Below are 23620 nucleotides of genomic sequence, written 5' to 3' on the forward strand. Positions count from 1 at the left end.
CTTATGCGTACCATACGCCGTAAGCAATTTTATTACCTCTCACTTCATTCACACGTGGTATTTCTAGCCTCTCAAATTCATTACTTTTACTATGTTCCTTCAAGATAACACTTTTGCGAGCAATACGCTTCGCATGCTCAATACTAGTCAACGTCAGCGGATTAGGATTAGCTACAGTACGAATCGCCTTAATCGCGCTAGATTCATGCAATGGCTGTCTAAACATCGGATCAAAATATACAATATCTACACTATTATCGTCCAAGCTTGCTAAATATTGATCATGCGCTTCACATCTAAGATCAATTCTTCGCATCGCTTGCTCTATTTCTTGTACTGATGTTTCATATGTTGCTAGTCCTTCACGCACAATCGTATACAACAAGCGTTGACTTTCAAGTGCAGTGATATTCCCTTGTTCTCCAACAGTCAATGAGAATAGTAGTGTATCAGAACAAAGACCAGCGGTACAATCAAGCACCGTATCTCCTGCTTCACATTTACTCAATGAAATCAACTGTTCATTGCCACCACGAAGCATAGACTTTAATTTCACAAATGCCATGCTTGGATGATAGATAAGCGGCTTATTTTGTTCCTCTGCCTCTTTGTCATACAATCGCAATTCGCCATCAGTAGCTACGAGTACTTTACCGTCATCACTTTGTTGTAATAGCTTTGATACCGTCAATTGTCTTCGCGCAACTAGAAGTGCAGACAACTCATTAGCTAATCGCTTAGCCTGTTGTAGTAACTCACTAGTAGGCGCCTGAGACGTCGTTACGATCAACTCATCACCCGCTTAAACATTTTCTCTAATTGATATGTCGATAGATGAACAATAATTGGTCGACCATGAGGACAAGTATAGGGTTGTGAACATGCTGCTAATCTTCTGAGCAACACTTCACCTTCTTCACGGTTCATCCGATCATTAGCTTTTATTGACGCTTTACAAGAACACATTATCGCTGCTTGTTCTCGGAATTTCGTAATATCTATCTTTTTCCGCTCTGAAATCACATAATCTGTCATTTCCTCTAGAATCATTTGCTCTTGTCCCTTTGGAAGCCATTCCGGATATGCACGTACAAGATAAGTCTGTTGCCCGAACGGCTCCATCGACACACCCGCTTGTTCCATGTAAGGTAATAGCTCTCGCAGTGCTTCCGCTTCCCCTGGTGTAAATTCCATCGTAATCGGAACGAGTAATTGTTGACTGGCAAGCTGTGGATGACCAAATTTATATAAATAATATTCATAATTAATTCGCTCATGAGCAGCATGTTGGTCGATCAGATATAGACCATCATTCGATTGAGCAATAATGTAAGTGCCATGATGCTGACCAATCCAATGTAATTCCGGGAAATCAATATTTCGCTGTCCGCTATGTCCACTTTGATTCGGATAACCTTGTTGTTGCCAACCTTGCAAATTGTAAGTTTTGGATGAAGGCATCTGCTCTGATTCATTAGCGTTATTGCTCGAAACATTCGTATCAATGTTTTGTATTGACGATGAATCTACATTCGCTGATTGGGGAAGTTGCGCATCGTTATCTATATTGTGAGATTGATTTTCTGTATACTCTGCTCTGTGCTGCTGCTTCATTTCATCGCCCATCATTCCACTGTTTGAAGAAACTTTCACTTCATCCGTACGATAACTTGATCCTGTAGCTCTACCGTACAGTCTTGAAGTTGCGTCTTTCGGTATATACTCAGAAGTACCACTTTGTACATCATAACTTCGATTACCAGCAGTAGACTTTGTGTCACGGCTTTGATCATTTCCAAACGTAATTTGTTTGGACGGTGCAGCATACTGTAAACCGCCATCTGCCACATGGAATGAGATAGAATCTTGAACTAATGATGGACCAACACGTTCAGGGCGTTTTACAGCATCCATTCCCGGAGTATAACGAAGATTACCAAGCTTTTCACGTACAGCCTTTTCAATTAAAGCTTTAAGTTCTACTTCCTTACTAAAGCGCACTTCTAATTTGGAAGGATGTACGTTCACATCTAGCAAAGCTGGATGCATTTGTATTTCAATGACGGCAAGTGGAAACCGATTTATCGGTAACAGTGTATGATAAGCCTCTGTTATAGCATGATTGACAGCAATACTTTTTATATACCTGCCATTCACAATAACAGTCATACCGTTACGGTTAGCACGAGTCAGTTCAGGCTTTGAAATATATCCGATAATCTCATAATCTGGATCAGACCCATCAATAGCCATCATCGTCTTCGCAGTACTTGTTCCATAGATCGCAGCTATCACTTGCAAGCGATCACCCGTTCCTAATGTTCTTAGCAACATATTTCCATTATGCTTTAATGTAATTGCAATGCCTGGATGAGCTAAAGCGATCCGATTCATATAATCTGAAATATGACCTAACTCAGTCTGAATCGACTTCATATATTTCAAGCGGGCAGGCGTATTAAAGAATAAATCTTTGACGATCATGTCTGTACCTCTTGGTGCATTACATGGCTCGTCCACGATACGCTTGCCGCCTTCAATAATAAGCTTATGAGCAAGTCCGCTTTGATTAATGGAAGATATGCATTCGACCTTTGCAACTGCGGCTATACTTGGCAAAGCTTCACCACGAAAACCTAGACTCGCAATTCGGAATAAATCACTGCTCGTAGATATTTTACTTGTTGCGTGACGTTCGAACGCAGTTACCATATCTTCCTGTTCAATTCCGTCTCCATTGTCTGTTACGCGTATATAGGCAAGTCCACCTTCTTCGACAGTTACATCGATTGTCGTACTACCTGCATCAATTGCATTTTCAACTAACTCTTTGACAACAGATGAAGGGCGTTCAACCACTTCACCTGCAGCAATCTGATTCGCTAATTGTTCATCTAGTAATTTCACTCTTGCCATTGCTTATCCTCCTCTCAAAATGGGCTTTATTTTATTTACGGAATTTATGATTATTGTAGTAATCAGTGCTTGATATGTGCTGATACGTACTTGAATAGGACTTGAATAGCACTTGAATAGCACTTGATAAGATAAACACTACACTCGAACGGACTCAGAAGCCGTTATTTATGAATTTCAAGGTCGAATGGCATTCTAAAGGACACAGTAGTCGTTATTTATCCTTTTTGGAGCCCAAATGCATCAAATAGTTTGCAATAAGTGCATTTGTGTCCGCTAGAATCAATATTAAAGCCATATACTGCTAATAAGTGCATCTGTGTCCGTTATCCGTCGAGTGTAGTAACCAAAATCTACTTTGATTGATATTTAAGCATTAATTTTGTTTATGCTAGTAATAGTTAATGTAGTTTAGTTTTCAGTTCATTCAATATATTCATTGCTTGCATTGGTGTCATATTAAACAAATCCAGCTTTTTTAACTGTTTGACGACTTGTTCTTCCGAACTAGAGAGCTTAGGCTTAACCGGTTCGGTTGTTGCTTCTTCAAATATGGAAAGTTGCACGACATCTTGATGAGGCGAAGCTTTTGGAAGTTCATTGCTAACCTCAGTGGCAATCGCTGTGCTTGCAATTGCGTATGATAATTCAGCTTCACGTTGTGCTTCCATAATAGGAGATGTTGATTCAGCTACAATCAACTTGTCTGAAGAAAGAGTCGCTTCTCCATGAACAATCCCTTTACGAATCGTCTGTGTATCTACCGTCAATTCTTCATCGAGTAATTGATACGCTCTTGTAATTATTGAATCAGGTAGACCGGCAAGTTGAGCACAGTATATGCCGTAACTCGTGTCAGCTGCACCTGGAACTAATTTACGTAAGAAGGTAACATGGTCTCCACTTTCTTCAACTGCCATCCGAGCATTTACAAGCGATGACAACGAAGTAGATAAGTGAGACAACTCATGGAAATGTGTCGACACAAGCGCTTTACAGCCAATATGCTCATGCACGTACTCAATCACTGCTTGTGCAATGGCCATCCCTTCTCCAGTAGACGTACCTCGTCCAAGCTCATCGATGATGACAAGGCTACTCATTGTCGCTTGTTCTGTCATCATCTGAATATCTTTCATCTCTACCATAAATGTACTTTGTCCACCAATTAGATCGTCTGCAGCACCAATTCTAGTAAAAATCCGATCTGTTAACGGTATCGTTGCCGATTGAGCGGGTACAAAACAGCCGATTTGCGCCATTATACAAATTAGCGCAACTTGACGCATATACGTACTTTTACCTGCCATATTAGGCCCAGTAATGAGCAGAATACTATGGTCATCACGATACAAGTCTGTTGCGTTAGCTATGAACGAAGAACCTTCCATCATCAACTCAACAACAGGATGACGTCCCTCTACAACATGAAGATCATATTGCTCTGTAATTGTTGGCTTCACGAATCTTAGTTCAGCACTTACAAGCGCCAAACTTTGATACACATCAAGTTCTGCTATCATCGCAGCCACTTTCTGAAGGCGCGATAAATGCTCCAATAGATGCTCTCTTAGTTCGATAAATTTGCTATATTCTAAATCGACCATTTTCTCTTCTGCTTCAAGAATTAGTCGTTCTTTTTCTTTCAATTCTGGAGTTACATAACGTTCAGCGTTGGCTAAAGTTTGTTTTCGTTCATAACGTCCCTCTGGTAAATTAGCTACGTTCGCTTTAGAAATTTCCAAATAATATCCAAAAACTTTATTGAATCCTATCTTCAATGTACGAATTCCGGTTGCTTCTCGTTCTTTACGTTCTAGCTCTGCAAGCCATACTTTCCCGTTCTTACTTGCTTCACGCAGTTTATCTAAGTAGTCGTCATATCCATCACGAATCAGACCACCCTCTCGTAATGATAGTGGTGGATCATCAATGAGTACTGTATCGATTAGATCAGCCAAATCATCGCAAGGATCTACGCTACCCACTAATTGTTGTAGCACATTGGAACTCGATTGTTCACAAAGTTGAACGAGTGCAGGCACACGTCGTAATGATAGTTTCAACGCATGTACATCTTTTGCATTCGCATTACCGTAAGCTACACGACCAACAAGACGCTCAAGATCGTAGATAGGTGCTAATTCACGTTTGATGTCCTCTCGCAAAATCATATCAAGATACAATGTTTCAACCGCACTTTGACGTTGCTCTATTCCTTTTGCGCTTAGTAATGGCTTATCAATCCAACGACGTAATAATCTTGCGCCCATTGCCGTCTGGGTACGATCAAGTAACCATAACAAAGAACCCTTCTTACTACGATCTCTAACTGTTTCAGTCAATTCTAAGTTTCTTCTCGTATGATAATCAAGAATCATATATTGGTTCGGCTCGTAGTTATGTAGTATTTTCAAATGACTTAGATTACGCTTCTGTGTGTCTTCCAAATAACTTAATAACACTCTAACCGCTTTACGTCTTGCTCCTGTTAGCTCACTCAACTGCTCTATGCTGAATTGTTCCGCTAACATTTCCTCCGTACACATTTCCCATGGAGTAAGCGGAACTTTCTTGCTCCAATTATTAGATTGTTCTAGCTGAGTCAGTAACGATTGATCTCCAACTAATTCTGAAGGTGCATAAATGTTCACTTCATCCATTAAAGAATCAATTCGTCCAACAAATGAAGTTACATAGATTTCACCAGTAGATAGATCACTACTAGCCAAACCAAATAATCCTGCTTGTTCCACGACCGCAGCAATAAAGTTATTTTGTTTGCCGTCAAGGGACTTCGATTCCATTACTGTACCAGGAGTAATTGTCCGCACAACTTCACGACGTACAATTCCTTTAGCAGCTGCAGGATCTTCAACTTGTTCGCAAATAGCAACTTTATATCCTTTTTCAATTAATCTTGCAATATAGTTATCCGCTGCATGATAAGGTACGCCACACATTGGTATTTTTTCTGCCGAACCACCGTCTCGACCGGTTAAAGTAATCTCTAGTTCTCTAGATGCAAGAATAGCATCATCAAAGAACATCTCGTAAAAATCACCTAGTCGAAAAAAAAGAAAGGCATCTTGAACCCCTTCCTTAATACTTAAATACTGTTGAATCATCGGTGTATAAGTTGCCATTTTTGATCCTCCTAAAACTTTTCATTATCTAACTATTAAACTTCTTGAACAAATGAAAAGTTACTTCGTAAGCATTCGCTAAAACTTTTCATTAACTAAATTAGTAAGCCTATATAGGTAACTGCTCGCCAGCTTCCAACTTCTTATTCACTTGCTTAAGAAACTTTTTCTCGGATTCCAGTTGATCAAGCGTATAGCCTAGCCAAGTCTGAAGCTGTTTACGATCTAAAGTCATTTGTTCCTCGTTATATTCAATTATAATTTTCTGTAGGTTATTAGCAGTTGAGAACAGACAAGTGGCATTAAACATCATACTTACTTTTATTTCAAGGTCATTACCATTTAGCTGCTCAAAATAAGATAATGTAATACTTGTCGGTTCATTTCCTTCTGCAAAGTAATCGACAATCATCGCTTTCCACCTCAAATTTCAGGAAATAAGACATCTCATTTTCTTCTCTATTCATTCTAGCATGTCATGTTACAGTGTTCGAGTTTTTTTGCAAAATAAAAAGGATTTCCATCACTTACTATACTATAGTAAATGAGAAATCCTATGTTTTTCTATTTTTTGATGGGGAGCATATTCGATGTCCAATACGCTACTATAGCATACTCATCGTTATCAGACGCCGCTTTTTGAACTACCTCTTCCAATAGAGGTTTATAAAGCGGGATTTTAGAACCGAGAAGATGACCCACAGCGAAAACGAGTAGCACAGCGTACGTATTGTGTACGTGAGCACACGCAGGCTTTCGATGGGGGGCATATTCGATGTCGAATAGACTACGTAGCTACTCATCGTTATCAAAGTCCGCTTTTTGAACTTCCTCTTACAATAAAGGTTTATAAAGCGGGATTTCAGAACCGAGAAGATGACTCACAGCGAAAACGAGTAGCACAGCGTACGTATTGTGTACGTGAACACGCAGGCTTTCGATGGGGGGCATATTCGATGTCGATTACGGCTACGAAGCCATTCATCGTTATCAAAGTCCGCTTTTTGAACTTCCTCTAATGCCCCAACGTGTTCTTATATCAACTTGCTCATCCCACCTACGCCCCCCATGAATCGCCCTCAGTAAAGGATTAATATCATTCGCTAGTTCTACATAAGATGGCAATGATGCTATTTGTTCTAGTATTGTAAGACTCGCAGATATTAGTAGCTCTTCATCTCGATTATCATACGCTAAGTACCATTCCGGCTTTAGTTTACAATTTTGAGAAAGCTTATAGTAGTCTTTCATAGCAATATATGCTAACGCTAATGCCGCTTTAGTGACCGCAGGAGAGACTAACCAGCTGGGCGGCGTCCTATACTCGAAGCCACCATGTGGCTGTCTACGATAATCTCCTAGCGCCCCATATCGTCTATAGCGTCCTCTACCTAGAGGATCCTCAATTGTTGCTAGTGGTATAGCTACCAAACCATCTAACATCCGTAATAGTCGAGGTGAAAGTCTAATTCCACTGAAATGAATATGTCCCCCCAAAGCCAATCCTGGCGATGGCATAGCACCCGCTACCCAGCGTAATTCATCATCTTTAATATATTGTCTTGCTTCTAATAACAATTGCTTAATATTTGCAATTAATTGATTAGTATATAGTTTTGGAGATGGCCTCAGTTCTACTAAAGGATAAATAATATTGTGACGAGACCTCAATGCATCAGCACCTATATGTACATTTGAATCAGTATCAAAAAATTTAGACGCTGGAACAATTTGATTATGTTTATTAATTAAAGCAAATTCTGGATCAGCTCCGATTAAGAACGGAGAGTCAGCGCTATGCTCTGTTTTATCCATTAGTGATCGTAATGATGACGCGATTGCTTCTTGATCATGATCGAAATGGAGATCTGATAGAGACCACACTTCTCGAATGGCAATCGTTCCAGTTCCACTTATTGCTACAAGTACCGAACCAGCATCTAACCATAATGCATACAAAGCTCGACTTGCATGAACCTCAAGTTGACGTAATGTTTTCTCAGCCAATATTGTACCATCGTGACTGATTTGCATCATTTGATCTCGTGCCACAGATTGTCCCTTTTGCATTGGTTGCATTTCACAATTCACTCGTTGCCAACTTAGTAGACATAGATCAAATATCCTTACGAGAAATAATCTTTCATCCTGAAGTCGCTCTCTCACTAGCAAACCTCTCGCCGACCATAAACTTTTCCGCTCAGAAATAGAACTATTTGAATAGGTTACACTCGCAACATTTACAAATTGAGTCTCCCAATAATATTTATCATTAAGAACTTGATCACTACGAAGCCAAATCGTAACTGTATCTGTTTGTTGATCAGCAATATTTGACTTCATCATTTCGGCTTTATCATCATAACTAACTATTAAATCATGTCCAGAAACCTTTTGAAGCATCGCATAAGAACAAAATAGCAGCTCAGGTTGTGTAATGAACTTGAATTCATTCACGTTACCGAGCTGCATATACCATTTATTAACCATCAAGGTTCAACCGCCTGTATTAATTTTTTCTTGTTTTGAAAATAAATAAAAACAATGAGGGCTTTCGCCCTCAAGTTTGTTGTGCTATCGACATATCTTATACTAATTAAAACTTCTCCTAGACATCACCGTCTAGAAGATCAAGATCGTCGAAATCATCTTCTGCATCATTATCATCTTGATCGAAATCTTTGCCATCTGGATCTGGACATCCATTTGGAACAACTGCTACAGAAACTTTTGTTTCCGCAATCATTTCAACAACAAACTCACGTTCTACTCTTACTTGCACGGAATCGCCGTTTGCAGAAATATTCGCCTCAATACAATTCGGTTCAGTAACTGACTCAGCATAAACTTCAGTTGTTGAAACACGATGCTTAGGATCAAGGAAGTACAGAGGTACATTCTCTACAAATTGTACGCTCTCCTTCGCAACATCCGTTTGCGAATTGTTGTTGTAAGAGTACCAAATATTAATGTCATAAGTACCGATTACTTCAACTCCATTACCCGCTTTGACCGCTTCATACTTCGTGTTAATAACCCAAGCACCAAGAATGCTAGTTGGTCTGTGCGGTGGTGTAACTGTGTGAGTTGACGTGCTAAACTTGCGTCCTTTACCGCAAACAGCTTTTGTAATAATTTCTCTGCAGCGCAGCTGTTTATTTGCTCTTGCCATCGACTTAACCTCCTCCATACAATCATTCACTTAAGTGTATGCAAGTGATAGGCGTTTGTTGATTACTGTGTCCTACAATTCCAATATATTTTTTCGAAATATATGTAAGATGGAGTCGTAGCCTAATCTACGCCTATTTGAGTCGACTCGAAGCTCCTTCTACATGTTAATTCATTAGTATGAAATAAGAGCTTATCCTATGACCACATTTTTAAAAAATGTTGGTAGGATAAGCTCTTATTGTATGAATATATATCTTTTTAGTCTAATACTTGCCTATTTCATTACGATCATGGTGACAATTAGTTACTTCGATTCACGCTTTATTATCTTCGTAGCAGTACCTTGTCCTGGGTAAGAAGTGTTATATTCTCCCGTAGTCCATATGTCAACAAGATCACCTTTTGCAAAATCCTTTGCATTTTTATAAGTAAGATACATAGCATTAGGCTGGGCTAATCGTAGAATTTCATCAATTGACTTAGATTCAATTTGTTCATATTCAATATCCCATACAACTAGAAGCCTATTTGTTGAAATGTCGATCACATAACCTTGTATGTTTGGCTCAACGCTATTTACTTTATTCTGTTTACTGTTCGAACAACCAGATACCAATGTGAAAAGTACTAGGATAAGGATAGTAATTTTACTAGAATGCATCTTATCACTTCCTTAACTAAGATTACATCATTAATATTATAATTTAGCAATATTAGTACATTTCTTGCGCTTAACGGTAAATTAACCCAATCCTTCAACCTTGAGTACTTTTTCAGTATCTTCTTTTTTCCTCTTCAACCGTTTTGCAATATCAAGATATCGATTCATCTCATGCATAAGCATCAATAATGAAGCTCTTATCTCAAATTCATCCCTTGTCAGAGGAAGTGGCATCTCACGAAACTGTTGACTTAGTGCTTGAAGCTTGTCCTTTACTTCTCCAACGTAAACTTCAGAACGAGTGTCTCGGCCTAACTGTTCTAGGAGATCGGCAATATGATTACTATGTTCTACATGTCCATTAATAAGTGCAACTTTTTCCATCATCTGATCAATCGAATCTAGTTGCTGCCTTCGCATTTCAAAATATGTAGACCAATAGGCTTCCATTTCCCAGAAGCGGTTTTCTTTGCTTCGAATGGAAAGTGTACTACCTTTCTTAATGGCTGCATCTACTTCAAGCAATTCCTCTCCGCTCCAAATATATGTCTGATCTCTAAGTGTGATTGCCATTTTACTAAAGATGAGGCAATACTTCTCATCAATTTCAGCTCTTAGTTTTTGAATAGAATGATCATCTTTAGGCATGTACACCATGTTAATAACCGTCGCTGAACCGAGCCCAACTAATAATAAACATATTTCATTCCAAATTAGTGCTGGGGTAACTTCTCCAAACGTATATAAATGGAAGACAATAACACAACTCGTTACAATCCCTTCCTTTAAGTTAAATCGAGAAAGTATTGGGAATGAAATAAGTATGAAAATAGCTACTGTCCAATAATAAAACCCTAATATCACGAAAATAAGCGAAGCTAATCCTAATCCAAAGACAGATGCAAGAAATCGTTCTGCCGTCTTCGTAATCCCCTTCATTCTGGTCACTTCTACACCTAGTATTGCTAATATCCCCGCTGACAGTGCAGGTTTTAAGTCAAAGTAACTCGCCAGATAAATGGCTATAATTGTTGCGATTGCTGTTTTAATAATCCGTATTCCCATCTGACTGCTCCGTTTCTTTGCTAGAAAATATTCAAAAAGTTCGATAATTATGATAAATTCCAAATCATTGACTCTTCCAATTTAGATAAATCATTCGAACTTTTTGAACGTTCAATGTTTAATTCTTTGTTACTAGTATAACTATTGGTCACCGTTCTTTCCACCCAGAAGTTATTTTTCGCTCTACAATACTAACAACTTGGTACATAAACGTAGCAACGACAGCAATAACAACTAGAGTAGATAATACTAACGTGAAATTGAATACTTGAAAACCATAAATTATTAAATAACCTAATCCAGAGCGGGCAACTAAAAACTCACCTACGATAACACCTATCCAAGACAAACCAACATTCACTTTTAGCGTCGATATTATTACAGGAAATGACGAAGGTAAAATAACATAATAGAAGCTTTGAAAGCGGTTTGCCCCAAATAATGCTACAACCTTTAAATAACCTTGTTCCGTTTCACGAAATCTATTGTAAATGTTAATCGTTGTGATTATAACCGTTACTAACAACGTAATCGCGACGATCGAATCAAAACCAGGTCCTAACCCTACAATTAGCAGCGGTCCGAGCGCTACCTTTGGCATACTGTTGAGTACAACGAGAATCGGATCTACAACTCTGGCCACGAATGGAAACCACCATAATAATGCGGCTAGTATAGTACCAAGTAATGTCCCTAATAGAAAACCTGCTATTGTTTCTGCAACTGTAATTCCGATATGAGGTAATATCGAGCCGTCGGAAATCGTTGTATATAAATGCAAAGCAATTTTACTAGGTGAACTGAAAATGAGCGGGTCTACGAGTTTGGATTTACTGGCAAGCTCCCAACATATAATGAACGATACTACTAGAAGGAATTGTGTTAGTAGAACAAGTAATGTTTTTAGCTTTTTGTTACGTTTATATATAAGATACAACTGCTTATGCTCTCCAACATACTTATCCATCTAATCATTTCCTCCTCTATCCATTTCTTCATCTAACTCATTCCATATTTCGTCGAAGTACGACTGGTATTTAGGATGTTTTCTAGCTTCAATCGGACCAGCGGCTCTCATATCTCTTGGTATCGTTACAATTTTTCGAATATGACCTGGATTTCTCCCTAGCACCACAATTCGATCACTAATGGCTACCGCCTCTGCAAGATCATGGGTAACAAGGACAGCCGTTTTCCCCATTCGATCTAGCGTTGACTGCACAAGCTCTTCAAGTTGCATTTTTATATGCAGATCTAGAGCAGAAAAAGGTTCATCTAATAACAATATCTCAGGTTCAGTAATAAGTGTTCTTGCTAAAGCTACACGTTGTCGCATTCCACCAGATAATTGATGTGGGTATTTATGAGCGGTATCTTCGAGACCAAGCTCAAATAGTAACTGCTCCGTTTTCTCTACTAATTCCTTCGTACGTTGTTTGCGAATATCGAGGCCAATCATTGCATTTCTTTGGATACTTAACCAAGGAAACAAATAATCTTGTTGTTGCATATAACCAAGCTTTGGATTGGGAGAAAGTATATTCTCCCCCATCACCTTTAGTTCTCCATAAGTGGGTTTAATTAAACCCGCTATAATATTAAGGATCGTTGTCTTTCCACAACCACTAGGTCCAACAAGACTTATAAATTCTCCCTTATGCACGACAAGATTAACATGATCTACTGCTAATGCGGCTCCTGCATCATTGACATAAATATGGGAGAGATCTTTAAGTTCTAATATTACCTCTTTGTTCATGACAGTCTCTCCTATAACGAATTATTGATCAATTGCAGTTTGAGCGAATGTTGTATTTACAATTTCACTATGCTCAGTACGTGCTTTCAATTCGCCTGCACTTGTCATTACATCGAGTAAATTGTTCCATTCTTGTTCATCAACAATCGGATCCGTTGCATAAGAACCTTGTTGCTTATAGCGCTCAATAGAACTAACCATAATTTCACGATCAACATTTTCGAAATATGGTGCTACTACATCAGCAATTTCAGCAGCTGTATGCTCATTTACCCATAATTGAGCTTTATAAACTGCATCAGTAAATGATTGAACGACATCTTTGTTTTTGTCGATATAGCTTTGTTTCGTCATGAATACGGTATACGGTAAATGTCCGCTTTCTACTCCGAAAGATGCTACAACATGACCAATACCTTCTTTTTCAAAAATAGATGCCGTTGGTTCAAATAATTGTACATACTCACCAGTACCAGATGAAAATGCAGGAGCAATATTGGCAAAGTCTACATTTTGAATTAATTCAAGGTCATTTTGCGGATCAATATTATACTTTTTCAACGTGAATTCTCCAGCCATTTGTGGCATGCCACCTTTCCTTTGCCCAAGGAAAGTCTTGTCACGTAATGACTCCCAACTAAAGTTATCATCTTTTTCACGAGCAACTAGGAAAGTACCATCCGTTTGTGTCAGTTGTGCAAAGTTGATAATCGCATCATCCGTACCTTGTTGCGTTACGTAGATTGAAGTCTCTGATCCAACTAGAGCAACATCAATAACATTAGAAAGTAGCGAAGTCATTGTTTTGTCGCCACCAGGTGTTGTAGTTAGTTCAATTTTTATGCCTTCCGCTTCAAAAAATCCTTTTTCAATCGCTACGTATTGTGGAGCATAGAACAAAGATCTCGTGACCTCGCCAATTCGGACTACTGTTGATTCCTTCTCACCCTTACTACAACCACTTAATATAGCTGATGTAGCAACTATCACCGCAATCAACATCAGTAAAGTTCTGCTATGTTTCATAGCATTCACTCCCTTTCTTTAATGTGCTATAGCCTATTCAGCGGAATCTCACATGGTGAAAAAGTTGTTGAAGATTTTAATATAAGCAGCTCTTATAGTACTTTTCCAGCATTATGAGGTGTTTCAAAAAAGTGCATCATGTTCCAAGTGCTCTACGAAAGGGAATTTTACCCTTCATTCTGCTCACTGGCACCTTTTGCGCTCGATGAAAGGGATTATTGCCCTTCATTCTGCCCACTCCCACCATTTGTGCTCGATGAACGGGATTTTTACCCTTCATTACGTTCATTCCCACCTTTTGCATTCAATGAAAGGTTTTTTTACCCTCCATTACGCTCTATCCCACCATGTGTGCTCCATGAACGGGGTTTACACCCTTCATTCTGCTCAACGTATACAAACAAAAAAAGCCTTGGTCACGACAGAACATCGTGCCCAAGGCTTATATAGTATTAACTAAGATTAAACTTCTTCCAAGCGGTAAATATCTTTATACTTGTTCTTCAAGTATTCAACTAAATACTGTGGATTTAACGCTTCATTCGTAATGTCTTGAACAAGTTCACTCGGTGATTTCATCTTACCATATTGATAAATTCGCTCCGCTAACCAGTCTCTAATCGGATGTAAATCTCCCGCTTCTACTTTAGCCCATACATCTGGCATATCCTGCTCTAACGTATTCATAAATTGCGCAGCATACATGTTACCTAGAGAATACGAAGGGAAATATCCAAACGCACCGCCCGACCAATGTACATCTTGTAGTACGCCTTCAGCATTATTAGGAGGCGTCACACCCAAATATTGCTCATACTTTTCATTCCAAACTTTTGGAAGATCTTTGGCTTGCAATCCTTCATTAAAGATCATCTTCTCAATTTCGTATCGAATGATGATGTGTAAGTTATACGTCAATTCATCAGCCTCAATACGAATAAGTTGTGGTTTAACTACATTGTTACCACGATAGAATGTATCCATATCAATAGAAGCTAACTGTGGGAATTTAGATTGCAACTCCGCATAATAGGCATTCCAGAACGGTCTACTACGACCTATTACATTTTCCCAAAATCTTGATTGTGATTCATGAATTCCCATGGATGTACCTGTGCATAGCGTAGTTCCGATTAATTCGTCCGCTATATTCTGTTCATACATCGCATGGCCACCTTCATGAATAGTACCGAATAGAGCACTCGTTACATCATTAGGCAGGTATCTCGTTGTAATACGAACATCACCAGGGTTTAGTCCAGTTGCAAACGGATGGACACTTTCATCCAGTCTTCCCGCTTCAAAATCAAAGCCCATTTGCTCCAGTATAAATCTGCTATATGCTTTCTGCTGCTCTACAGCAAAGCTCTGTTCTAAGAAATCAGTTCGTGGCTGATACGGACTAGCTGCAATTTTCTCAGCTAGTGGCACAAGTTGATCACGCAAATCTCCAAAGATCTGATCAAGCTCAGCAACGGTCATACCTGGCTCATATTGATCAAGCAATGTATCATAACGTGTTGCTTTGACTCCCCATAGATCAATCATTTCATTTGTAATCGTAATAATTTCATCTAATAAAGGTTGGAAACTATCGTAGTCGTTCTCTTCTTTGCAAACTTCCCATTTGGATTCCGCTTGCGCCGTAAGAATAACATACTTCTGATACAAAGCAGGTGGAATTTTAACGCTGCGATCATAATCTTTGCGCGATTCTTTCACTAAAATTTGATCTAGTGGACTTAACTCGTTCCATACTTCTTCGCTTTCAAGCTCAGTCAATAAAGTACCTAGCAGTTGTGAAGTTGAGCGAGCGAACATTTCAGCTGATAATGTTCCAATTACTTGTGAACGTGTGTCCATTCCTTTTCGAGGTGCTCCAGTACGCAAATCCCAATATAGAACAGCAAGTGCTTCCTCGTACTGTTTAATTTCTGTATTAATGTGTCGGAATTGTTCAAGTGGTTTCATACATTATCATCCTTTCCTATGTAACCTAAAAATGAATCCATTTCAGTAATAACCATAAACATTGTTGCCATTTCACTCAAATAAACTCTATAATCAACTATACTATATTCATGAATCTAATGCCAAAGGTGAGGTTAAATATGCAAATTACATTTACACCATCCGCTCAAGAACAATTAATGCCAATTTTAGCTTCGACTCATAAAAAACTAAAATTTCTTCATGATTCAAAAGGTAGCGGATGTGCTGACAATGGCGTTGCTACTTTAGAATTTATTGAAGAACCTTCTATTGACGATGTCGAAGGAATTGCTGCACCATTTCCTTTCTATTATGAGCCAAGACATAAAGTGTATTACGAAGATCATATGAAAATGGATTACAACACGAATACACGTAGCTTTATATTAAAGAGTGACAGTCAAATATATAATAGCCATGTACGAATCATCCGATAAAAACAAAAAAAGGGCGCTATAACCACTAATTATCATTCAAAGTGGTTGTAACGTCCTTTCTATTGCATTTAGTGAAACATCCTTTATTTCACAAAGCAAGTAAACCGTCCTTAAAGTAGATACAGAGTAAAATATATATTAATTTAATTAGCCTATTCTGTCTTCTCCGTATTACTGCGACTCAATGTTTTCTTCTCTAGTGCTACTTGTCTTGCAGAAATAACGTCACTGCGATCTCGCAACTTATGTCGATGAATGATATCATCGGTTGTCTCTTCACTAGATAATCCCCAACGTAAATCACGCAAAGCGGTTTCGTGTTCACATTGCTTACGTAATTGATCATCTACAATATTAAACATCATATCTTCATAAGGTAATTGTAACTGACAAGCTTGCACATGCTGTTGCAATTGTAGAAGTAGATCTTGAAGGTTAACTCCTAATACAACTTGTGGTTGCGGAGTTAATTTATGAATAGCAGACTCATACATCAGTCGTGCTCCACGCAAATTATGTCTACGCTCATGATATTGACCTACTGCAACTTGAATGCAACCTACCCAAAATGCTTCATAGCCGTCTGAAGGGTTTTCTTTCCAATATTCTTCTAACAATTCATGACATTCGAAGTAATCCCTAGTTGCATGAAATTCAATTAAATAGTTAATATATTCCACTGGGTAGATCATTTTCTATCACCTACAAAATAATTATTAGATAAAAGTGAAACCAATGTATATAATAGACGTATTGCTTTACGATAGCAACTTTAAGCTACTTTTCAGGAGGGACTTATTTTGAAGAAAAAAGGATTTATCACAATGCTTGTTCTTACCGTGTTTCTATCTTTGAGCCTTGGCTTTGGTGACACAGCTGATGCAAAAAGAGGTGGCGGCGGGTTCAAATCTAACAAGCAAAGCTACACACAAAAGAGCGATAGTACAACACAATCAGGCAGTTCTTCCAGCACAACTTCAGGTACAAAATCAACTACAGGTGCAGCAAACACAGCTAAAACTGGCGGTTTATTCGGCGGAAGTTCCTTCATGAAAGGAATGATGATTGGTGGATTAGCTGGTATGTTATTCGGTGGCATGTTCGCAGGTATGGGTGGATTTGGTGAAATTCTTGGTTTGCTAGTTAACCTTGCTGCAATCATGGCAGTGTTCATGATTATTCGTGCAGCTTGGACATACATTCGCAATAACAAAAAGCCAGCAGCAGCTGGTCACTATCAAGATCGTAACCGTCGTGATGATGAAGATGATCGTAATCAAAGAGGTCCTTTCTAATCATGAGAATATACACTAATGAGATTATTAATGCTATCTGTGTAAATATAGCTGATCGTCGCGGTGTAAAACCTAACGATGTAGAGGTTCAACTTGCTTGGGATGAAGAGTATGGATATACAGCTGAGATCTGGGTAACTGGTCGTTCTCAATATATTATTCAATCGAATATTCTTGAAGCGCTTGAACAATATTTCTACAGTGAATATCAAATGCGAGTATTCCGTTCAGATATTACGCTTGGAATTGACGAAGAATCAGAACAATTTTGGGCAGAGACTCGTTCTTAAGCTCTCCCCTAACACTTAAAACGCAATATAGTCAGAAATGACTATATTGCGTTTTTTCATTTTCACATATTAAGACTGAAATCTAATTACCCCCTATTATGATTGTGCAGTTAAGTACATATTATGCTATTTTCTTCAATTCTCATAATCTACCAAGTAACATTTCATAGTTTTTCACGTTATACTAGTTATATGCGGATAAATTTGTAATTAGGAATTTTATCAGTTTACTAGAAAAGTTTAGACCATGCTTCCGTTGCTACTTTTCTTTACTAGGAAGTTTAGCTGTTTACTAGAAAAGTTTTAGGAGAGTGATTCGTTCGTGACAAAGAAGTTTTTATCATTTTTAGCAATTATCCTTTTTATTACCCCATTATTGACTATACCCGCTACAGTTGATGCAGCAAGTAATACGACACTTTATCGTGTTTATCAGAATGAAAAGTTACTGAAAGAGTTTCCTACTTCGCAGAAAGCGATAGCATATGCGAAATACTATAATTATAGTCATGTAGAGAAAATAAGTAATCGTGAGTGGGTATGGAACAACATCCCTAAGTACAAAGTATACATAGACGGGAAATCTACTACGAAATTAGAATACAGTTCTTTAGCTGGAGCAACAAAGTATTCAGCAACACAACTAAATTCCTACGTCCGTGATCTTGAAAATGTTGGTTGGGCATTTGAAAATTATGCAAACTATCAACTGTATCAAGGTGATAAAACGTATAGTAACTGGAGTTTCTACAGTCTAAATGATGCGAAGAAAGCAGCTGCCAAATGGACGAACTCTCATATTATCGATCTGAATAGCAATAGTTGGATTTGGGATAATATTAGCGAAGCATCACGCAAAACAATTAAGTCATCCACTCCAATATATATGATAACTGTAGATGGCGAGCAAGTTGCGCAAAGTAAAAAGTATTCTTTCCTAAAAGAAGCTATTACTGCGAGTAATAAAGTTAGTAACAGCGAAGTTTATAACACTGCTACAGAAAAGGTAGTCCATAGCAATATCGCAAAGTATAACGTTTATACGCAAGGAAAACTGTCATCCTCCTTCGTATCTCTTGATTCAGCAGTTGCTTCAGCTAAAAAACTTTACGCTGCAGAAGTAAAAGTTGCTGATTCAGTATTATGGACCAATATTTCGTATTACACCGTATATCAAGGCGATAAAGCAGTAAAATCATTTCACGCTTTGAAATCAGCTTTGGCTTATTCAAAATCATTAAGTAATAGTACAGTCATCAATCAAGATGGCAGAAAACTATTTACCACTGTGAAAGATTTCTTATATCTCGGTTGGAACGGCTCTAGTACAGTTAATACAATTAACCAACATGTAGCTAATACTCAAGGATTAGATATTGATTCACCAACCTGGTATTTCTTAGAAGATGCAACTGGCAAGCTAAACGATACTTCTAATGCAGAGCTAGTAAAAACGATGGCAGAGCAGGATATAGATATCATTCCACTTGTTCATAATCAATTTGATAAAACATTAACCACTGCATTTTTGAAAGATGTTCCTGCACAAGATAAGTTCATTACGTCCCTTATTAACAGCTTAAAATCTATTAATGCAAAGGGCTTTAATCTTGACTTTGAAAGTATTGCCGCAACGGATCGGAACGCTTTCACTAATTTTGTTAAAAAATTAACAGAGGCTGCACATAAGCAGAAGCTAACAGTTTCTATCGATCTATTGCGTGGCGATGTTTTGTGGAATCATAATACAGCATACGATCAAGAAGCTATTGGTAAAATCGTAGATTACGTTATCATTATGGCTTATGATGAACATTGGACAGGTTCTAGCGAGGCTGGTTCAGTAGCAAGTCTAAGCTGGGTTGAAGAAGGTATTAAACAATATCTTAATTATGGCATCCCTCGTAATAAGCTTATTCTTGGTATACCTTTCTATGTGCGTGAATGGCGTCTTGATTCAAAAGGTAACCTCGTTGACAACAGATCGATAACAATGAAAAACATTGCTCAAGTGATCGAACAAAATAATGCTACTGGCGTTTTCGACGCGAAGACCGGGCAATATAAGTACACTTATCAATTAGATGGCTATACACATGTTTTCTGGGCTGAAACAGAACAGACTGTTATTAGTCGTATTAAATTAGCTAAGAAATATGAACTTGCAGGTATCGCTGCGTGGCGATTAGGGTATGAAGATGCTTCACTATGGGAAGCGATATTGAAATATAAATCACAATAGAGGTAGTTCAAAACATTCACTTGTGATCACGCGGTAATGTGCTATCGCTTACTCGGCAGCGAAGAAGCCATTCATCGGAAGCCTGCGAGGTTCGTGTACCACTTATGTACACTCCACTTCTCGTTTCCTAGCTTCATGGCTTCTTCTTGGTGCTGACAAGCAAATGTTTTGAACTTTTATTGGTTGAGGTAGTTCAAAACATTCACTTGTGATCACGCGGTAATGTACTGTAGTTTACTCAGCTGCGAAGAAGCCATTCATCGGAAGCCTGCGAGGTTCGTGTACCACTTATGTACACTCCACTTCTCGTTTCCTAACTTCATGGCTTCTTCTTGGTGCTGAGAGATTCCGAGTAGACGAGATGTTCCATTACCATTATAATAATAAATACTCCTTTGATGAGATAACAGCTAAGAAATGAGGAACGATCAATGATACAAAAAGCAACTTTTGCTGGTGGATGCTTCTGGTGTATGGTTACACCATTCGAAGAGCAACCAGGAATTCACGGTATTATCTCAGGTTATATGGGTGGAGAAGTGGTTAACCCTACTTACGAGCAAGTATTAACTGGAGAAACTGGACATCATGAAGTTGTCCAAATTACATTCGACTCTTCTATTTTCCCTTATGAGAGATTATTAGAGCTATATTGGCCTCAGATTGATCCTACTGATCCGAACGGACAAGGTAATGATCAGAAGAGTCAGTACAAAACAGCTATCTTCTACCACAATGAAGAACAGCGCCTTCTAGCTGAAGAGACTAAAGCTGCTCTAGGTAATAGTGGTCGTTTTGATAAACCAATCGCTACTGAAGTTAAAGAAGCGGTAGAATTCTATCCTGCTGAAGAATATCACCAAAACTTCCACCGTAAAGACCCGAAATATTACAAAGAATCTCGCGTATATTCCGGTCGTGACGTTACATTGGAAAAGGTTTGGGGTAATAAAGAATAACTAGAAATACATAAAAGAGCTAACCATTTACTTTTCAGTAAATAGCTAGCTCTTTTTTTATAGTCGTCTCTTCACTACTGCCGTCACTTCATCATAACTGATTAGAAAGAATTCTAATCAGTTATGATGACATATTTTTGTCCCTCGCCATTTAAACTTACCCGTAGCAAAAAATAAGCAGGTATGTAAAATTCACTCTGGCGCTTTATCAGAAGAAAGTGTATTATAGGTTACTGTCAGTTCATTTTATTATATCATCCAGTGAATTTTCAAAACTTTTCAAAAGGGGTTTATCATCATGACTAGACATAAGTTAGGCTTCTGGATTCTGACTGCCCTCGTGGTCGGCAACATGGTCGGTTCCGGAATCTTCATGCTGCCTCGATCTCTGTCGGAAGCTGCGAGTCCTGCCGGGGTCATTCTGGCCTGGTCTGCTACAGGATTAGGTGTACTTACACTGGCGCTTGTCTTCGGCAGCCTTGCAGTACGCAAGCCCGAGCTCAGCGGCGGCCCGCAAATCTATGCGAAAGAGCTGTTTCGTGAAGGTTCGCACGGTTCTCTCATCGCTGGCTTTATGTCAACTTGGGGATACTGGCTCGGCAATATCGCTGGTTTTGTGGCGGTTATCACGACATTCGCGAGCTACCTGTCTACCTTTTTCCCGGTGCTTACTAGTAACAATGTATGGCTAACCTTGGGAAGCTTCACATTAAAAGCGGGCAATGCCCTAACGTTCCTCGTCTGTTCGATACTTTTATGGGGAACACACGCCATTTGCCTAAAAGGAATGAACAGCGCAGGGAGATTGAATCTTATCGCTACGGTGACCAAGGTCATCGGCTTTACGCTCTTTATCGTAATTGCACTCTTTGCGTTTCAACAGAGCAATATCGGGCCATTCTTGGCTCCGCGCACCAATGACAGTGGGAATACGATTAGCCTGCTCTCTCAGGTTAACGCGGCAGCGATTGCGACACTGTGGGCTTTCATCGGAGTGGAATCAGCAATGGTCTTCGCCGCACGCGCTCACCGCAAGCAGGATATCCGCCGCGCGACTATCACTGGACTGCTGATATCCTTCGTACTGTATGTAGGCATCAGCATCCTGACTATGGGTCTGCTGACACAGGATCAACTGATGGCTTCTCAAAACCCTCTGGTGGACGGCATTTCTACCGTGCTTGGACCTATCGGTGGCAAGCTGCTCGCAGGTCTCGGGCTGATCAGTCTGCTCGGCTCCACGATCGGCTGGGTACTACTTAGTGCCGAGGTACCGTTCCAGGCAGCTAGGATGGGTGTTTTCCTGAAGTTTTTTTCCAAAGAAAATAGTAAGGGCATGCCAACTGTATCTCTCTGGATTTCTACCGCACTCGGTCAAATATTGCTGTTATCCACGATCTCGGGTTCCATCTCGGCGGCGTTTGATTTTATTATCTATATCGCTACGCTCGCATATCTGGTGCCTTATCTAATAGCATCACTCTATCACCTCAAGCTGACCTGGACCGGAGAAACCTACTCGCTGCAGAAGGAGCGAGTTACCGAAGGAATCATTGCGGGTATGGCCACCATCTATTCGCTATGGGTGATTGTGGCTGGTACCGCGGATCTCAAGACTTTCCTGCTTGGACTGGCACTGATTGTCAGCGGTATTCTATTCTATCCTTTTCTACTGCAGTATCATAAAGTCCAAACAAAACAATCCAAGGTAATGCAGCGTTGAAATGAGGAAAGGCGTCCGTCATAAGATGGGCGCCTTTTCTCCAGCAGTGCAGTTACTCTAAAATTATTATCAATTTCTTAGTCCGTACACCAGCAAAGTACACCTGTTAGATCAATAACTTAAAAAATCGATCCGAGGTTGTACGTACAATCGATATATCATTCATCGTTTCTGCTAAAATTAATGAACCTTCCAGAGCAGATACGAATAAGTAAGCACATTCACTTGCACTTATACCAGCTCGAAATTCCCCATTAGTAATACCTTGCTCTAGTAATTTATTAATTAATTCATGAAGTACTTTGAAAAACTGTTGAATGCGATCATGGACATCTTTCGCATCTACTGGACTTTGCTGATACATCGCGGTAAAAGGACAAGTCCCCTTGTTTCCTCTCGCTTCGATTTCTTGCAACAGCAATTCTATAAAACTCTCAATTCTTCGCCTAGCTGAAATCTCTTTTTGTCCAAGTGAAATTTCTAATGCCGACTCGTATCGATTGCCCCAAAAGCTTACAACCGCAAACAATAATTCTTCTTTGCTCTTGAAGTGATAATATAGATTCGATCTAGAAATCCCGCTTCTTACACATACATCCTCGATGCTGGTATATTTATAACCTTTACTCAAAAATAAACGGGCAGCAATATGGATCAGTTGTTCTCGATTTCTCGCGACCATTCCTCTACACCCTTTCACAATTAGGACTGCACAGTCCTAATTTATTTTAGAGATTGTCATATTTTTTTAATTCATAGCGTTTTCCACAAAATTTGCATTTCAAAGTGATTCGATCTTCACTAATAATATAGCTCACAGCGTCGTCATCTTCCATATCTAAACTTTCTATTCCACGTTCATCAATATCACCTGTAGCAAAAAAAGAAGTTTTATTACCGCATTCGCATTCAAAATGTAACATATTGTTCAAGCC

21 protein-coding genes are annotated in these 23620 nt (G+C 39.0%); 6 read left to right on the top strand and 15 right to left on the bottom strand.

The window, feature by feature from the left end; all coding sequences use genetic code 11:
- Position 1 precedes the first annotated feature (1 nt).
- The 12 genes from NAG76_19440 to NAG76_19495 form a co-directional block, all read right to left on the bottom strand.
- Positions 2 to 790, bottom strand: coding sequence for a class I SAM-dependent methyltransferase (locus tag NAG76_19440; GenBank protein ID URN93972.1), 789 nt, complete (start codon positions 788 to 790; stop codon positions 2 to 4).
- Positions 787 to 2916 (bottom strand): DNA mismatch repair endonuclease MutL, encoded by a 2130-nt coding sequence (mutL, locus tag NAG76_19445; protein URN93973.1) that lies wholly within the window; start codon positions 2914 to 2916, stop codon positions 787 to 789. Before mutL ends, NAG76_19440 begins: the two co-directional genes overlap by 4 nt.
- A gap of 401 nt (positions 2917 to 3317) precedes the next feature.
- Positions 3318 to 6062: a DNA mismatch repair protein MutS gene (gene mutS, locus NAG76_19450; GenBank protein ID URN93974.1), complete on the bottom strand. Its 2745-nt coding sequence runs from the start codon at positions 6060 to 6062 to the stop codon at positions 3318 to 3320.
- Between the two features lie 109 nt (positions 6063 to 6171).
- Positions 6172 to 6474 (bottom strand): hypothetical protein, encoded by a 303-nt coding sequence (locus tag NAG76_19455; protein URN93975.1) that lies wholly within the window; start codon positions 6472 to 6474, stop codon positions 6172 to 6174.
- Positions 6475 to 7052: 578 nt separating this feature from the next.
- Positions 7053 to 8552, bottom strand: coding sequence for a hypothetical protein (locus NAG76_19460; protein ID URN93976.1), 1500 nt, complete (start codon positions 8550 to 8552; stop codon positions 7053 to 7055).
- Positions 8553 to 8670: 118 nt separating this feature from the next.
- The gene (locus tag NAG76_19465; GenBank protein ID URN93977.1) at positions 8671 to 9234 is read right to left on the bottom strand and encodes an outer spore coat protein CotE; all 564 of its coding nucleotides are present in this window, start codon (positions 9232 to 9234) and stop codon (positions 8671 to 8673) included.
- 306 nt (positions 9235 to 9540) lie between these two features.
- On the bottom strand, positions 9541 to 9897 hold the full coding sequence (locus tag NAG76_19470) for a YobA family protein (protein URN93978.1): 357 nt from the start codon (positions 9895 to 9897) through the stop codon (positions 9541 to 9543).
- Between the two features lie 81 nt (positions 9898 to 9978).
- Positions 9979 to 11025, bottom strand: coding sequence for an aromatic acid exporter family protein (locus NAG76_19475; protein URN93979.1), 1047 nt, complete (start codon positions 11023 to 11025; stop codon positions 9979 to 9981).
- Between the two features lie 85 nt (positions 11026 to 11110).
- Positions 11111 to 11929: an ABC transporter permease gene (locus tag NAG76_19480; protein URN93980.1), complete on the bottom strand. Its 819-nt coding sequence runs from the start codon at positions 11927 to 11929 to the stop codon at positions 11111 to 11113.
- Positions 11930 to 12721 carry an ABC transporter ATP-binding protein gene (locus tag NAG76_19485; protein URN93981.1) on the bottom strand — a complete coding sequence of 264 codons (792 nt, stop codon included), beginning with the start codon at positions 12719 to 12721 and terminating at the stop codon, positions 11930 to 11932.
- Positions 12722 to 12742: 21 nt separating this feature from the next.
- A complete protein-coding gene (locus NAG76_19490; protein URN93982.1) occupies positions 12743 to 13747 on the bottom strand; it encodes an ABC transporter substrate-binding protein in 1005 nt (334 codons plus the stop codon).
- Positions 13748 to 14209: 462 nt separating this feature from the next.
- Positions 14210 to 15718 (bottom strand): carboxypeptidase M32, encoded by a 1509-nt coding sequence (locus NAG76_19495; protein ID URN93983.1) that lies wholly within the window; start codon positions 15716 to 15718, stop codon positions 14210 to 14212.
- Positions 15719 to 15858: 140 nt separating this feature from the next.
- Here NAG76_19495 and NAG76_19500 point away from each other — a divergent pair, with 140 nt between their 5' ends.
- The gene (locus NAG76_19500) at positions 15859 to 16176 is read left to right on the top strand and encodes an iron-sulfur cluster biosynthesis family protein (GenBank protein ID URN93984.1); all 318 of its coding nucleotides are present in this window, start codon (positions 15859 to 15861) and stop codon (positions 16174 to 16176) included.
- Positions 16177 to 16328: 152 nt separating this feature from the next.
- Here NAG76_19500 and NAG76_19505 read toward each other — a convergent pair whose 3' ends face one another.
- Positions 16329 to 16868, bottom strand: a complete 540-nt coding sequence (locus NAG76_19505; GenBank protein URN93985.1) for a DUF309 domain-containing protein — start codon at positions 16866 to 16868, stop codon at positions 16329 to 16331.
- A 108-nt stretch (positions 16869 to 16976) separates the two neighbouring features.
- On the opposite strand from NAG76_19505, the gene NAG76_19510 reads away from it, so the two are divergent.
- The 5 genes from NAG76_19510 to NAG76_19530 all read left to right on the top strand — a co-directional run bounded on the left by NAG76_19510 (position 16977) and on the right by NAG76_19530 (position 22685).
- A complete protein-coding gene (locus tag NAG76_19510; protein URN93986.1) occupies positions 16977 to 17471 on the top strand; it encodes a hypothetical protein in 495 nt (164 codons plus the stop codon).
- A 2-nt stretch (positions 17472 to 17473) separates the two neighbouring features.
- Positions 17474 to 17761 carry a YxcD family protein gene (locus NAG76_19515; GenBank protein ID URN93987.1) on the top strand — a complete coding sequence of 96 codons (288 nt, stop codon included), beginning with the start codon at positions 17474 to 17476 and terminating at the stop codon, positions 17759 to 17761.
- A gap of 322 nt (positions 17762 to 18083) precedes the next feature.
- Positions 18084 to 20003: a glycosyl hydrolase family 18 protein gene (locus tag NAG76_19520; GenBank protein ID URN93988.1), complete on the top strand. Its 1920-nt coding sequence runs from the start codon at positions 18084 to 18086 to the stop codon at positions 20001 to 20003.
- A gap of 434 nt (positions 20004 to 20437) precedes the next feature.
- Entirely contained in the window at positions 20438 to 20962 is a 525-nt protein-coding gene (msrA, locus tag NAG76_19525; protein URN96889.1) for a peptide-methionine (S)-S-oxide reductase MsrA, read from the top strand.
- Positions 20963 to 21260: 298 nt separating this feature from the next.
- Complete coding sequence (locus NAG76_19530) at positions 21261 to 22685, top strand: amino acid permease (GenBank protein URN93989.1); 1425 nt, start codon at positions 21261 to 21263, stop codon at positions 22683 to 22685.
- A 106-nt stretch (positions 22686 to 22791) separates the two neighbouring features.
- On the opposite strand, the gene NAG76_19535 is transcribed toward NAG76_19530, so the two are convergent.
- The gene (locus NAG76_19535; protein URN93990.1) at positions 22792 to 23367 is read right to left on the bottom strand and encodes a TetR/AcrR family transcriptional regulator; all 576 of its coding nucleotides are present in this window, start codon (positions 23365 to 23367) and stop codon (positions 22792 to 22794) included.
- Positions 23368 to 23413: 46 nt separating this feature from the next.
- The gene (locus NAG76_19540; protein ID URN93991.1) at positions 23414 to 23608 is read right to left on the bottom strand and encodes a hypothetical protein; all 195 of its coding nucleotides are present in this window, start codon (positions 23606 to 23608) and stop codon (positions 23414 to 23416) included.
- Between the last annotated feature and the right edge of the window lie 12 nt (positions 23609 to 23620).

Origin of the sequence: Candidatus Pristimantibacillus lignocellulolyticus, assembly GCA_023639215.1 — a bacterium.
Taxonomy (GTDB): Bacteria; Bacillota; Bacilli; order Paenibacillales; family Paenibacillaceae; genus Pristimantibacillus; species Pristimantibacillus lignocellulolyticus.